This window comes from Subtercola sp. Z020, assembly GCF_002931235.1.
Classification (GTDB): Bacteria; Actinomycetota; Actinomycetes; order Actinomycetales; family Microbacteriaceae; genus Subtercola.
The window spans coordinates 1-13213 of the sequence record NZ_PSTT01000022.1; the positions used below are offsets into that span (position 1 = coordinate 1).

Below are 13213 nucleotides of genomic sequence, written 5' to 3' on the forward strand. Positions count from 1 at the left end.
GGTGGGTGGTGGATGGGCGCTAGTCCGCCGGCGTGCCCGGCACGGCGGGGGCGGGGGCGTCGGCAGCCGCCGAGGCGTCGGCGGAAGCGTCGGGGGCCGGCGCGTGGGTGCTGTACCAGCGGTTGCGGGGGCGGAGCACGGCGACCGCGAGGAGGGCCGCGAGCACCGACGCCACGAGGATCGCCACCTTGGCGTCGTCGTCGTGCACGGTGCCCTGGCCGAAGCTCAGCTCCGCGACGAGCAGCGAGACGGTGAAGCCGATGCCGCCGAGGAGGGCGACGCCGGTCAGGTCGATCCAGCGGATGCTCGGGTCGAGTTCCGCGCGGGTCGCCCGCGTCGTCAGCCACGTGGTGAGGAGGATGCCGACCGGCTTTCCGAGCACGAGCGCGGCGATGATGCCGATGGTGACCGGGCTCGCCAGGGCGGTGGCGAACCCGTCCAGACCGCCGATGGCCACGCCGGCGGCGAAGAACGCGAACACCGGCACCGCGAACCCGGTCGAGATCGGACGGAAGCGGTGCTCGAAGATCTCCGAGAGCCCGGGTCCGGCATCCGGCCCCCCGCTCGCCTTGCTGCGGATGACCGGCACCGCGAACCCCAGCAGCACCCCGGCGACGGTCGCGTGGATGCCCGAGGCGTGGATGAGCGCCCACACCACGACGGCGATCGGCAGCAGAATCAGCCACGGCGCCGCGGGATGACGCCCGAAGAAGCGGCGGAAGCGCTGCGCCAGCACGGTGTAGAGGGCGAGCGGGATGAGCGCGAGCAGCAGCGGCACGAACTGGATCTCGCTCGTGTAGACAACGGCGATGATGGCGATCGCGATGAGGTCATCGACCACGGCGAGGGTCAGCAGGAAGATGCGGAGCGCGCTCGGCAGCCGCGACCCGACGATCGCGAGCACGGCGACGGCGAACGCGATGTCGGTCGCCGTCGGAATGGCCCAGCCGCGGAGGGCCTCGGGGTCGGCGAGGTTGATCGCGGCGTAGACGAGCGCCGGCACCAGCACTCCGCCGAACGCCGCCGAGACCGGCACGATCGCCTTGCTGAGCTGGCGCAGCTCGCCGGCGACGAATTCCCGCTTCAGTTCGAGGCCGACCAGGAAGAAGAAGATCGCGAGCAGCCCGTCTGACGCCCACTGGCCGAGGCTGAGGTCGAGGTGCAGTGCCTCGGGTCCGATACGGAAGTCCCGGAGCGCGAAGTACGCGTCGGCGAACGGCGAGTTCGCCCAGACCACCGCGACGAGCGCGGCGACGACGAGGATGATGCCGCCGACGGTCTCCTTGCGGAGGATCTCGCCGAGCCTCGACGACTCGACGGAGCGGTCTGCGGCGAACAGCCCGGGTGGCAGTGTCGCCGGCGGAGTGGCGGGCTGCGCGGGCGTGGCGGGGCGGGGGGTGTCTGACGTCATGGCGCCTCTCAGAGGGGTCGGGAAACGAATCGCCGACCAGACTTCCCGGCACACCGGTTACAGTCTATCGAAGGTGCGCCGGCGACCGTCGGGAAAGTGCCGGCCCCACGGCCACCGGCGCCAGACGATGAGGCAGACGTGACAGACGAGACCGCGACATCCACCCCCAGCAAGCTCGACGAGCTGATCGCCGTCACCGCGAGGCTGCGCGCGCCCGGCGGATGCCCGTGGGACGCCGAGCAGACGCACGCCTCGCTCGTGCAGTACCTGCTCGAGGAGTCGCACGAACTCGTCGAGGCGATCGAGACCGGCACGCGCGACGACCTGCTCGAGGAGCTCGGCGACGTGCTCTACCAGGTGCTCTTCCACGCCGACCTCGCCGCGCACACGCCGGGGGAGGAGTTCGACATCCAGGATGTCGCGGCGCACATGACCGCGAAGATGGTGGGCCGCCACCCGCACGTGTTCGGTGACGCGACCGCGCACACCGCTGCCGATGTCGTGGGCATGTGGGACGATCTGAAGGCCACGGAGAAGCCCGGTCGTACGAGCGTGCTCGACGGTATCCCGCAGGGCATGCCGTCGCTGGCGCTCGCCGACAAGGTGCTCGGCCGGGCGCAGAAGATCGGCCTGCTCGATGCGGATGCGCTGGCGGGCATCCCGGTCGCCGACGAGGGCGAGCTCGGTTCGCTGCTGCTCGCGATTGTGGCGTCGGCGAAAGCGCAGGGCCTCGACGCAGAGCGCGCCCTGCGGTCGACGCTCCGCGGTCTGCAGGCCGAGATCCGCGAGGCGGAGGGTGAGAGCCGCGAGGCGGGTCAGGCGGCTCCGGATGCCCGGGGCTCAGCCGCGGCTGACGACCCGTTCGACCCGGCCGCACTCGACGCGGGTGCATTTGACGCCGGGGTGGTGGGCCGCCCCGCCGCCGACTGACTCGGCCGCGCATCCACCAGCTAAGCGCGCTCACCCGGCCGCGCATCCGCCAGCGAAGCACTCCCGCCCGGCCGCGCACCCCACCGCGATCGCCCGAGCAGCAGCACCGCGAGCGCGTAGAACACCGCCCCGAGCACGGCGAACGGCAGGTCGAGGAACCACTGCATGACGCAGAACGCCGGCACGAACGTCAGCACGGCCCCCAGCGCGACGATCGGGCCCGGGGGTGTCGGCCCCACCTCCCGCGGCTTCTCGAACCGCCCGACGAGGAACGACAGCCCGAACAGGGCCAGCATCACGATCACGAAGAAGACCGGTCGGCTCCACCACCATGCGGGCCCGGCGGGCACCGGCGACGCACCCGGAATCAGTAGCGCCGCGCCCGAGAGCACGATGATCACCGGCAGGTGCCAGAGATAGATAGTCATCAGCCGCGAACCGACGACGAACACGAAGGCGCGGGCCGCGTGGGTGTTCATCAGCCGGGCGAGCGCCGGCCGCAGCAGGCGCAGGATGCACGCCTGCGCCAGAGCGAGCGCCACCAGCGGCAGGGTCGGCGGATTGAGGTTCGTCAGCATGTCGTCGCTGTACGGGCCGAACCCGGTCAGGGGGAACAGACTCGCGTACGCGGCCGCGGCGATCAGCGCCAGCTGCCACCACGCGCGGCGGCCGAACCAGCCGTCGGCGTACCAGAAGCCGAACTGCTGCACGAGCAGCCACACGAAGAAGAGGTTGGCGAGGCCGACGGCGTCGACTCCGCTCGCGTACCGCAGGGCATCCACCACGACCGCCCCGGCGAGCAGCACGACGAGCGGTGCCCGCGGTGCCCGCTGGTGCCACGCCGCCATCGTCGGAACGAGCGCCTGGCAGAGACCGTAGGCGGCGAGGAACCAGAGCGGGGAGCCGGCGCCGACGATCACCGTGTCGAGCAGGCCCGGGTCGATGCCGATGAGGCGCGCCCCGCCGATCACGACGACGTAGAAGACAAAGAGGGGCAGCGCGGGCTGGGCGAGGCGCAGCATGCGGGTGCGCACGAAGCCGGCCGCCGTGCCGCCGCGGCGCTGCGAGCTCCGCCAGGCGGTGAGGCTCGCGAACCCGCCGACGACGAAGAAGAGCGGCATGATCTGGCCGATCCAGGTCACGGGCGCGAACCACCACTGCTGTTCCAGCGGGCGCGAGACCGCGAGCTGCCCGTCGGCCCCGAAGCCGACGCCCACCATCAGCAGGTGGATGATGACGACCAACAGCACGCAGAACACGCGGGCGATGTCGAGTGTGAGGTCGCGCTTCGAGAGGTCGATCGACGACGTCGTCGTGCTGGCAGTGCTCATGCGAACACTGTAGCGAGCGACGGCTGGCAGAATTGGGGCATGGCCCAACCAGTGACTCCGCCCCGCGGGATGCGCGACTTCCTTCCCGCAGAGAAGGCGACGCGCGAGCGTGCGCTCGGCATCATCCGCCGCTCGTACACGGCGCACGGCTTCGACGAGATCGAGACGCCCGTGATGGAGGACATCGAGCGCCTGCACTCGGGGCTCGGCGGCGACAACGAGAAACTGAGCTTCAGCGTGCTGAAGCGTGCGCTGGGCGAGAGCGACCTCGAGCTTGCTGCGGCCGCCGGCGACGCCCAGCAGCTCGCCGACCTGGGGCTGCGCTTCGATCTCACCGTGCCGCTCGCCCGGTTCTACGCCAGCCACCGCGGTGAGCTGCCGAGTGTGTTCCGCGCCATCCAGATCGCCCCGGTGTGGCGAGCCGAGCGCCCGCAGAAGGGCCGCTACCGCCAGTTCGTGCAGTGCGACATCGACATCATCGGTGAGCCGAGCCAGCTCGCCGAGGCCGAGATCATCACCGCCACGCTCGCCACGCTCGACGAGCTCGGCCTGAGCGGCTGCACCATCCGCATCAACGACCGTCGGCTGCTCACGGCGATGCTCGACCTGTTCGGGTTCGCCGAGGCCGAGCACCCGCAGGTTCTGATCACGGTCGACAAGCTCGACAAGGTGGGCACAGGGGGAGTGGTCGCCGAACTGCGCGAGCGCGGCGCGACGCCGGCTGCCGTCGACGCGCTCGACGCGTTCTTCAACCGGGTGACGACGATGGAGTTCAACCCGTTCGGCGTGCGCGCGATCACCAAGGCCCTGCCGGCGGGCATCGACGAGGCGCTCATCGCCGAGTTGGCGGCCCTCGCCGAGGTCGTCGACCCGGCCCGGCTCGAATTCGACGCGTTCCTCGTGCGCGGCATGGGCTACTACACCGGCACCATCTTCGAGATCGCGCACCCCGACTTCTCGTTCTCGCTCGGTGGCGGCGGTCGGTACGACGGCATGATCGGCCGTTTTCTGGGCACGGATGTCGCGGCCTGCGGCTTCTCGATCGGCTTCGAGCGCATCGTCGACCTCTTGCAGTCCGAGGTCGTGGGGGCTCCGGATTCCCTGCTGCTGCTGCACGATGCGTCTGCCACCCCCGCCCAGCTCGTCGGGCTGAAGACGCAGCTCGTCAACTCGGGCACTCGGGTGCGGCTGGAGCGTCGCACGAAGAACACCAGGGCGCAGCTCGACCGCGCCGCGGCCGCCGGCTTCACCTCGTTCGCGTTCGTCGGCCCCGACACCCACGCCGACTCCGACCTCGACGTGAAGTCGATCTGACCGGCCCCTCTGGGACGGCTAGCGTCTGTCGTGCTTGGCGTTCCGCTCTGCTGCGAGCAGTGAAGCTGCATCAGCCCCGCGAGTACGGTCACGAAGCTGTCCCCAGAGAAGAGAGAAGTGCTTTGGATCGGCCGGATCGATGGACGCTGGGAGATCCATGCCGGGAACCGGCCAGACCGATACGAAAATCATCTCGCTGTACTGGGCGGCGGTGGCCGGGATCCCTGGTGCCTCCAGAACTACGTCCATGACGCAGAGGCCGGATATGTGGTTACCGGATGGTCGACCCGGGCGATGGACGGCGACAACGTGCGCAGTGCCTTCGAGACCGTTCTGAACGGGCTTGGGGAACGAGTGGCGGCGGAGGAAGGTGCGAAGTCCGACAATGAGAATTATCAGGGCAAGGACGATGTAGACGTAGGTGGGCATTATTTGCTTTCTTGTGCTGTGGAGCGAGTCTGTTCAGCGGAACAGGTAGCCGAGGTTCGCCACGATGTCGCGCATGTGCTGCTGCTTCGCCGGGGGGAGAGCGACAAAGTCGGGACTGTTCACGAGGTTGGCCGCGTTGTCCCACACGCTGCGAACCGTCTTCTCGAGGGAGGGGTCGAGCTCGTCGAGGGATCCGACACGTCTTCTGGCGCCGTCGGCGCCGACGATGCTGGCGCCTGACGCGTCGACCCGTAGTTTCAGCTCGGATTCTCCGGAGCCCCGATCACCTGTCGACGGGCGGGTCGAGGGAGTCGATCGGCCCGGACTTGTGCCGTGCGAGGCTCGCAGTTCTGCTGCAAGCTGTTGTGCGCGGGCATCGCCGATCGCCACCGGGTCGGGTAGTTCGCCCCACAGGATGACGCAGCGGTTCGGATTGCGCGGGTCGACCGACACGGGGACTATGTCGCCCGGTCGCGGCCAGCGAGGCACCATGATCATTCTCTTGTACTTGATCGCCACCGCGGGCACACCGGGGGCTTCGATCACGAGATCGAGGGTGACGAGACCCTGGGTCGATGATCCGCGTCGGCCATAAGTGCTGACCGAAACGATGTGCCCGGTGCCATCGACTCCGTCGCGCAGTCGTTTCGGGCGGGCGCGATGACGGGCAAGGGCATGGGCGACGAAGAAGATCGCCAGGAAACTGGCGGGCAGCGTGATGTAGAGCGGCAGCGAGGCGAGAAAAGAGGGCAGGCTCATCCCCGCAGTATAGTCGAGCAAACCTCGCATTCCGAGGTGGCGTGCCGCGGGGTTCGCCACGGGCGAAAGTGAGCGTTTGGGGTATGCATAGTTCGGCTATACAATAAATCAAGTGAACAGCGAACTTTCAACACTTCTCGGTGATCTCGTCTCGGTCACCCACCGTCTCACCCGTCTCGCGGCCCAGGCCACGGGAGAATCCACGTCGCCGGCCGCCTGGCGAACCCTCAGCGTTCTGACCTCCGCCGGCCCCATGCGCATCGGCGAACTCGCCAACGCGAGCCGCGTCAGCCAGCCGACGATGACCAAGATCGTCGCCAACCTCAACGAGCTCGAGTGGATCAAGCGCATCGCCGACTCCTCCGACGCCCGCGCGTGGCAGATCGCGATCGCACCGAAGGGCCAGAACGCGCTGAACGACTGGCGCTACCGCCTCGGCGCGGCCCTCGAACCCCTCTTCTCCGACCTCACGCACCGCGAACTCGAGGTGCTCGCCGAGGCGACCGACCTGATCGGCGACCGCATCGACGTGCAGGAGCTGGCGGCGTAGCGTGACGACGACGAAGAACCCGCACGCCCAGACCCCCGCAACAGCCGGCCACGGCCACGGCGGCGGCGGGGCATCCATTCTGCACCAGCCGAAGGCCGTCTGGGCGGTCGCCTTCGCGAGCGTCATCGCCTTCATGGGGATCGGCCTCGTCGACCCCATTCTGCCCGCGATCGCCGAGGCGCTGCAGGCCAGCCCGACGCAGACCTCCCTGCTCTTCACGAGCTACCTGGTGATCACCGGCCTCGCCATGCTCATCACCAGCTTCGTGTCGAGCCGCATCGGCGCCAAGAAGACCCTGCTGATCGGGCTCGCCCTCATCGTGGTGTTCGCGGCGCTCGCCGGCGCATCCGGCAGCGTCGAAGCCGTCATCGGCTTCCGTGGCGGCTGGGGCCTCGGCAACGCCTTCTTCATCTCGACAGCGCTCGCGACGATCGTCGGCGCGGCGAGCGGGGGAGCGTCGAGCGCGATCGTGCTCTACGAGGCCGCGCTCGGTCTCGGCATCGCGATCGGTCCGCTGCTCGGCGGGCTGCTCGGCTCGATCAGCTGGCGCGGCCCGTTCTTCGGAACCGCCGTGCTCATGGCGATCGGCTTCATCGCGATCGCGGTGCTGCTGAAGAAAGACGAGAAAGCCGACCGAACGCCGACCCGGCTGAGCGCGCCGCTGCGGGCGCTCGGCAACCCGAGCATCCGTCTGCTCGCCTTCACCGCCCTCTTCTACAACATGGGCTTCTTCACGCTGCTGGCCTACACGCCCTTCCCGCTCGGGCTCGACGCCATCGGCCTCGGCCTGACGTTCTTCGGCTGGGGGATGGGCGTCGCGATCACCTCGGTGTTCGTGGCACCCCTGCTGACGGCGCGCATGCGGCGCACCTCTGCCCTCATCGGCGCGCTCGTGCTGCTGGCGATCGACCTCGTCGCAGGGGGCCTGCTGATCGGTTCGACCGTCGGGCTGATCGTCTGCATCGTCGTCGGCGGCCTCATGCTCGGCGTGGTGAACACGGTTCTCACCGAGAGCGTGATGATGGCGAGCGACTTGCCGCGCACGGTCGCATCGTCGGCCTACTCCGCCGTTCGGTTCCTCGGCGGTGCCGTGGCGCCGCCCGCTGCTGCGGCCCTTGCCGTCGCCGTGAGCCCCGGGTTCCCGATGTACGCCGCCGCAGGGTCGGTGGTCGTCGCCGCGCTGTTCGTGGTGATCGGGCGGAAGACGCTCCGGCGCGTCGATGACAACGGCGAGGAATCCACGCTGGTCGAAGCGCAGGCACTCAGCGTCGGCGAGGAGTAGGGCCCCGTCGGTAGACTGTGGCACCGGATGATCGTTCCGAACGTCATCCGTCACACCAACTTGAGGAGACAATCCAGTGGCATTGATCGAAGCCGTAGGCGCCCGCGAGATCCTTGATTCGCGGGGCAACCCGACCATCGAGGTCGAGGTCCTGCTCGACGACGGCGTGGTCTCACGCGCCGCCGTTCCGTCCGGCGCGTCGACCGGCGCGTTCGAGGCCTACGAACTGCGCGACGGCGACAAGAGCCGCTACCTCGGCAAGGGCGTGCTGAAGGCCGTCGACGCCGTGATCGACGAGCTCGGCCCGGCGCTCGAGGGCTTCGACGCCAGCGACCAGCGCCTCGTCGACGGCGCGATGATCGCGCTCGACGGCACCGAGAACAAGAGCCGCCTCGGTGCGAACTCCATTCTCGGCGTCTCGCTGGCCGTGGCGCGTGCCGCTGCCGACTCCTCCGACCTGCCGCTCTTCCGCTACGTCGGTGGGCCGAACGCCCACCTGCTGCCGGTGCCGATGATGAACATCATCAACGGTGGTTCGCACGCCGACTCGAACGTCGACATCCAGGAGTTCATGATCGCTCCGATCGGCGCAGACACGTTCGCCGAGGCCCTCCGCTGGGGTGTCGAGACCTACCACGCCCTCAAGTCGCTGATGTCGGCGAAGGGGCTGTCGACCGGTCTCGGCGACGAGGGCGGCTTCGCGCCGAACCTGTCGTCGAACGCTGCGGCGCTCGACCTCATCCTCGAGGCCATCACCAAGGCCGGCTTCACGCCCGGTCAGGACATCGCCCTGGCGATGGATGTCGCGGCCAGCGAGTTCTACCGCGACGGCGCCTACCAGTTCGAGGGCAAGGCCACGTCGGCCGAGCAGCTCAGCTCGTACTTCGAGAATCTGCTCGCCAACTACCCGCTCGTCTCGATCGAAGATCCGCTCGAAGAAGACGACTGGGAGGGCTACCAGCACCTCACCGCCGCGATCGGCGACAAGGTGCAGATCGTCGGAGATGACCTGTTCGTGACGAACCCGGTTCGCCTGGCGAAGGGCATCTCGCTCCGCGCCGGCAACTCGATGCTGGTGAAGGTCAACCAGATCGGCACGCTCACCGAGACGCTCGACGCCGTCTCGCTGGCTCAGCGCTCGGGGTACACCACGATGATGTCGCACCGCTCGGGTGAGACCGAAGACACCACGATCGCCGACCTCGCCGTCGCGACGAACTCGGGCCAGATCAAGACCGGTGCGCCTGCCCGGAGCGAGCGCGTCGCCAAGTACAATCAGCTCCTGAGGATCGAAGAAGAACTCGCAGAGGCCGGCGTCTACGCGGGCCGCAGCGCGTTCCCCCGCTTCACGGCGTAGGGGCGCGTTCCATCCAGCAGGTGAGGAATTCCATGAGATCGACGGTCGGCAGGGCTCCGCGCTCGGCCGGCCGTCGGCCCGTGGGCGTGTCGGGTGCGGCCGCGGCGCCGTCGAACTGGCTCCGCAGCATCCGGTTCTCGGGCTTCACCGTGCTGATGTTCGTCGTGCTCGTGCTCTTCGTGGTGATCGTCGCGCCCGGCGCCCGCATCTTCATCGAGCAGCGCCAGCAGATCGCCGACCTGCAGCAGAACCTGTCGGCGGCCGAGGCCCAGAACTCGGCGCTCACCGCCGAGGTCGCCCGCTGGAGCGACCCGGCCTACATCCGCGCCGAAGCCCGCGACCGGCTCTACTACGTCATGCCGGGCGAGACCAGCTTCCTGCTCCTCGACGACACCGGCAGCCAGACCGCGCCCGCGGCCGCACCGGTGAGCACCGGCATCCAGAACACGCCTTCTGACTGGATCGGAGCGCTTCTCTCCTCGGGAATGACGGCCGGGCTCAGCACCCAGACACCAGACCAGCTCGGAATCGCGAAATGACCAGACCACCCTTCGAGCCCGCGAGCGACCTCGACATCGAGACGGTCTCGAACCAGCTCGGCCGGCAGGCCCGCAACGTGCTCGGAATCGCCGCCCGCTGCGTGTGCGGAGCGCCAACGGTCGTCGCGACGGCCCCGCGGCTGGGTGACGGCACGCCGTTCCCGACCATGTACTACCTCAGCCACCCCGCGGCGACCGCGGCGATGTCCGACCTCGAGGCGGCGCAGATCATGCCCGAGCTGCAGCAGCTCGTGCAGACCGACGAGGAGGTCGGCGCGGCGTACCGGGCGGCGCACGAGCAGTACCTCGCCGATCGGGAGAGCATCGCCGTCGTCGACGAGATCGCGGGCATCTCGGCGGGCGGGATGCCCGTACGGGTCAAATGCCTGCATGCGCTCGCCGCGCACTCCCTCGCTGCGGGCCCGGGTGTGAACCCGATCGGCGACCTCGCGCTGGCGCGCGGGGACTGGTCGCCACTGGTTTGCGAGTGCAGGGAGTATCCTGTGAGAGCGGCCAGCGCAGGCCATTGAAGAATTCCGCGGCGGGCCGGGCGTTGACGCGTTCGAGACCCGTTCTGTGGAAGTAGTAGCCTGTTGGCTTGTACCCTGACCGAGGAGAACCTTTACCGTGCCCAGAATCCTGATCGTCGGCGGCGGCTACGCCGGTTTCTACACCGCCTGGAAGCTCGAGAAGTGGCTGCGCAAGGGTGAGGCCGAGGTCACCATCGTCGACCCGCTGCCGTACATGACGTACCAGCCCTTCCTGCCCGAGATCGCTGCCGGCTCGATCGAGCCCCGCCACGCTGTGGTCGCGCTCCGTCGCCACCTCAAGCGCACCACGATCATCGCCGGCAAGGTCGAGAAGATCACCCACGCCAACAAGACGGTGACGATCCACCCGAACATCGGCGACGACTACGAGCTCGAGTACGACACGATCGTGGTCACGGCCGGCTCGGTCTCCCGCACCTTCCCGATCCCGGGTGTCGCCGACGAGGCCATCGGCCTGAAGACGATCGAGGAGGCCGTGGCCATTCGCGACCGCATCCTCACCAACTTCGACAAGGCCTCCCAGCTGCCCGAGGGCCCCGAGCGCGACCGCCTGCTGACCTTCGTGGTCGTCGGTGGTGGGTTCGCCGGCATCGAGGTCTTCGCCGAGATGCGGTCGTTCGCCAGCGCCCTGCTCGACAGCTACCCCGAGCTGAGCTTCGAAGACACGCACTTCCACCTCATCGAGGCCATGGGCCGCATCATGCCCGAGGTCTCGCTGAAGACGGCTGGCTGGGTCATCAAGAACCTCGCAGAGCGCGGCGCAGAGGTGCACCTCGACACCCAGCTGAAGTCCGCCGTCGGCGGCCTCGTCGAGCTGTCGACCGGCGAGAGCTTCGAGTCCGACCTCATCGTCTGGACCGCGGGCGTGATGGCCAGCCCGATGCTCAAGAACACCGACCTGCCGATCGAGGAGCGCGGGCGCCTGCGCCTGCAGGCCGACCTCCGCGTCATCAACGACGACGGCATCGTTCCCGACGCCTGGGGTGCCGGTGACGTCTCGGCTGTGCCCGACCTCTCCGGTGGTGGTGTCGGCGGTTTCTGCGTGCCGAACGCCCAGCACGCCGTGCGCCAGGGCAAGCAGCTCGCGAAGAACCTCGTCGCCGAGCTCCGCGGCGAAGACGTGCAGAACTACTTCCACAAGAACGCGGGCGCTGTTGCCGGTCTCGGTCTCGGCGTCGGTGCCTTCCAGTCCGGCAAGATCGGCATCACCGGCTTCCCGGCCTGGGTGATGCACCGCGGCTACCACGGCCTGGCGATGCCCAGCTGGGAGCGCAAGATCCGCGTCATCGGCAACTGGGCCTTCAACGTGGTGCTCGGTCGCGACATCGCCTCCCTCGAAGCCCGGGTGCACCCGCGTGCCGCGTTCGAGGAGTTCGCGTCCCGCCCGCGCCCGGCAGCGCCCGCCGCGGCTCCGGCAACCGGCGCGGGCTCGAACGCCGGAAAGGGCGGCGAGCAGGGCCAGTCCCAGATCCCCGGCCCCGGCGGTCTTCCGGCGGTCGTCGGCGGAGCCGTCTCGAAGGAGTAGTCTCCACAGGTTGCCCCCATAGCCCAATTGGCAGAGGCAGACGACTTAAAATCGTCCGAGTGAGGGTTCGAGTCCCTCTGGGGGTACGACACCCACGGCCCCATCGTTCCGCTCAGCGGGAGGGTGGGGCCGTTCCTGTTGCCGTTGCGAGGGCGGGGGCCTCTGCAGCGGGTGCTTCGGCTGCGGATGCTTCGTGGGCGAGGGCGGCGATGCAGGCGGTCAGGCCGCGGGCGAGGGCGTCGGTCTCTGGTGCAGAGAGGGTCGCGAGCATCCGGTGCTCCACCGCGTCGATGAGGGCGCTGGCGGCGTCGAGGGCATCGTCGCCCGCCGCGGTCAGCACGGTGGGCAGCGCGCGGCCGGTGTCGGCCTGGCTGGGCCGCGCCACGAGCCCCCTGTCGATCAGCTGCTGCAGCATGACGTTCATCGACTGTCGGGTCACGAACGTGCGGCGGGCGAGTACGGCCGCCGAGATTCCGGGCTCGACCCTCAGTCGGTGCAGGCAGGAGTAGTGGGAGACCGTCAGGCCGAGCGGCTTGAGTGCTTCCTCCATGCGCAAGTGCAGGAGGCTCTGGGCCTGTTTGATCGCATACCCGACCGAGATGGTGTTGCTCATGTCAGTATTCTGACATACAGTGTCATGTAAGGAAACTGACAAAGGAGATTGAGACATGACTGTGACCGGCCCCGACTTCCTCGCGCTGCAGGTGCGCGACCTCGAGAAGGCAGCGACGTTCTACGAGGAGGTCGTCGGTCTCAGCCGGGCGCCCTTCTCGCCCCCGCACGCGGTCGTGTTCGACACGCAGCCGACCTTCGCCGTGCGGGACCCCTCGCCGGGCGTCGATCTTGAGGCGGGGCCGCTCGGGCTCGGCGTCGCGCTGTGGCTGCACGACCCCGATGCGGTGGCCCTGCACGAGACCGTTGCGGCCGCCGGCGCGACCATCGTTCAGGCGCCGTTCGACGGCCCGTTCGGCACGACGTTCGTCTTCCAGGATCTCGACGGCTACCTCGTGACGGTGCACGATCGGGCGACCCGGGACTGAGCTGCGGCCGATCCGGGGCTGAAGGCAGTGTGATCTTCTGACACCCGTTGTGGGGTGGCGTCGGCCTCCTGCGCCTGGCGTGTTGTAGAAAGGAGGGGACAGCGGCGCGCAAGTTTCGGATTGCGCGGGCTGATCGGGTGGGGGGCCACGGCTGTCGGCTGCTAGGAACAGGCGACAGACGACCTCCGCCGCGGC

The 13213-nt window shown here is 68.9% G+C and carries 14 protein-coding genes and 1 tRNA gene; 10 read left to right on the top strand and 5 right to left on the bottom strand.

The genetic code is table 11. The features are described 5' to 3' along the window. Window positions 1-19: 19 nt before the first annotated feature. Entirely contained in the window at window positions 20-1411 is a 1392-nt protein-coding gene (gene nhaA / locus C5B96_RS02735) for a Na+/H+ antiporter NhaA (protein WP_104242733.1), read from the bottom strand. Window positions 1412-1549: 138 nt separating this feature from the next. Between nhaA and C5B96_RS02740 the strand changes: the two genes are divergently transcribed. Further along, entirely contained in the window at window positions 1550-2341 is a 792-nt protein-coding gene (locus C5B96_RS02740; protein ID WP_104242735.1) for a MazG family protein, read from the top strand. 20 nt (window positions 2342-2361) lie between these two features. On the opposite strand, the gene C5B96_RS02745 is transcribed toward C5B96_RS02740, so the two are convergent. Further along, complete coding sequence (locus tag C5B96_RS02745) at window positions 2362-3672, bottom strand: acyltransferase (protein ID WP_104242737.1); 1311 nt, start codon at window positions 3670-3672, stop codon at window positions 2362-2364. Between the two features lie 39 nt (window positions 3673-3711). Between C5B96_RS02745 and hisS the strand changes: the two genes are divergently transcribed. Further along, a complete protein-coding gene (gene hisS / locus C5B96_RS02750; protein WP_104242739.1) occupies window positions 3712-4986 on the top strand; it encodes a histidine--tRNA ligase in 1275 nt (424 codons plus the stop codon). Window positions 4987-5004: 18 nt separating this feature from the next. Here hisS and C5B96_RS02755 read toward each other — a convergent pair whose 3' ends face one another. Continuing rightward, window positions 5005-5415, bottom strand: a complete 411-nt coding sequence (locus C5B96_RS02755) for a hypothetical protein (RefSeq protein ID WP_104242741.1) — start codon at window positions 5413-5415, stop codon at window positions 5005-5007. A 33-nt stretch (window positions 5416-5448) separates the two neighbouring features. Beyond that, a complete protein-coding gene (locus tag C5B96_RS02760) occupies window positions 5449-6174 on the bottom strand; it encodes a hypothetical protein (RefSeq protein WP_104242743.1) in 726 nt (241 codons plus the stop codon). Window positions 6175-6286: 112 nt separating this feature from the next. Here C5B96_RS02760 and C5B96_RS02765 point away from each other — a divergent pair, with 112 nt between their 5' ends. The 7 genes from C5B96_RS02765 (at window position 6287) to C5B96_RS02795 (ending at window position 12064) form a co-directional block, all read left to right on the top strand. Beyond that, on the top strand, window positions 6287-6724 hold the full coding sequence (locus C5B96_RS02765; RefSeq protein ID WP_104242745.1) for a MarR family winged helix-turn-helix transcriptional regulator: 438 nt from the start codon (window positions 6287-6289) through the stop codon (window positions 6722-6724). Window positions 6725-6800: 76 nt separating this feature from the next. Next, window positions 6801-8006 carry an MFS transporter gene (locus C5B96_RS02770; RefSeq protein WP_233188958.1) on the top strand — a complete coding sequence of 402 codons (1206 nt, stop codon included), beginning with the start codon at window positions 6801-6803 and terminating at the stop codon, window positions 8004-8006. 76 nt (window positions 8007-8082) lie between these two features. Continuing rightward, window positions 8083-9363 (top strand): phosphopyruvate hydratase, encoded by a 1281-nt coding sequence (eno, locus tag C5B96_RS02775; RefSeq protein WP_104242747.1) that lies wholly within the window; start codon window positions 8083-8085, stop codon window positions 9361-9363. A 32-nt stretch (window positions 9364-9395) separates the two neighbouring features. Further along, the gene (locus C5B96_RS02780) at window positions 9396-9902 is read left to right on the top strand and encodes a septum formation initiator family protein (protein ID WP_104242749.1); all 507 of its coding nucleotides are present in this window, start codon (window positions 9396-9398) and stop codon (window positions 9900-9902) included. Next, window positions 9899-10432: a DUF501 domain-containing protein gene (locus tag C5B96_RS02785; RefSeq protein WP_104242751.1), complete on the top strand. Its 534-nt coding sequence runs from the start codon at window positions 9899-9901 to the stop codon at window positions 10430-10432. Before C5B96_RS02780 ends, C5B96_RS02785 begins: the two co-directional genes overlap by 4 nt. 97 nt (window positions 10433-10529) lie before the next feature. Then, the gene (locus C5B96_RS02790) at window positions 10530-11978 is read left to right on the top strand and encodes an NAD(P)/FAD-dependent oxidoreductase (RefSeq protein WP_104242753.1); all 1449 of its coding nucleotides are present in this window, start codon (window positions 10530-10532) and stop codon (window positions 11976-11978) included. Between the two features lie 12 nt (window positions 11979-11990). Further along, window positions 11991-12064, top strand: a tRNA-Leu gene (locus tag C5B96_RS02795). 26 nt (window positions 12065-12090) lie between these two features. On the opposite strand, the gene C5B96_RS02800 is transcribed toward C5B96_RS02795, so the two are convergent. Then, window positions 12091-12591 carry a MarR family winged helix-turn-helix transcriptional regulator gene (locus C5B96_RS02800; RefSeq protein WP_104242755.1) on the bottom strand — a complete coding sequence of 167 codons (501 nt, stop codon included), beginning with the start codon at window positions 12589-12591 and terminating at the stop codon, window positions 12091-12093. Window positions 12592-12646: 55 nt separating this feature from the next. On the opposite strand from C5B96_RS02800, the gene C5B96_RS02805 reads away from it, so the two are divergent. After that, a complete protein-coding gene (locus tag C5B96_RS02805; RefSeq protein WP_104242757.1) occupies window positions 12647-13018 on the top strand; it encodes a VOC family protein in 372 nt (123 codons plus the stop codon). The last annotated feature ends 195 nt before the right edge of the window (window positions 13019-13213 follow it).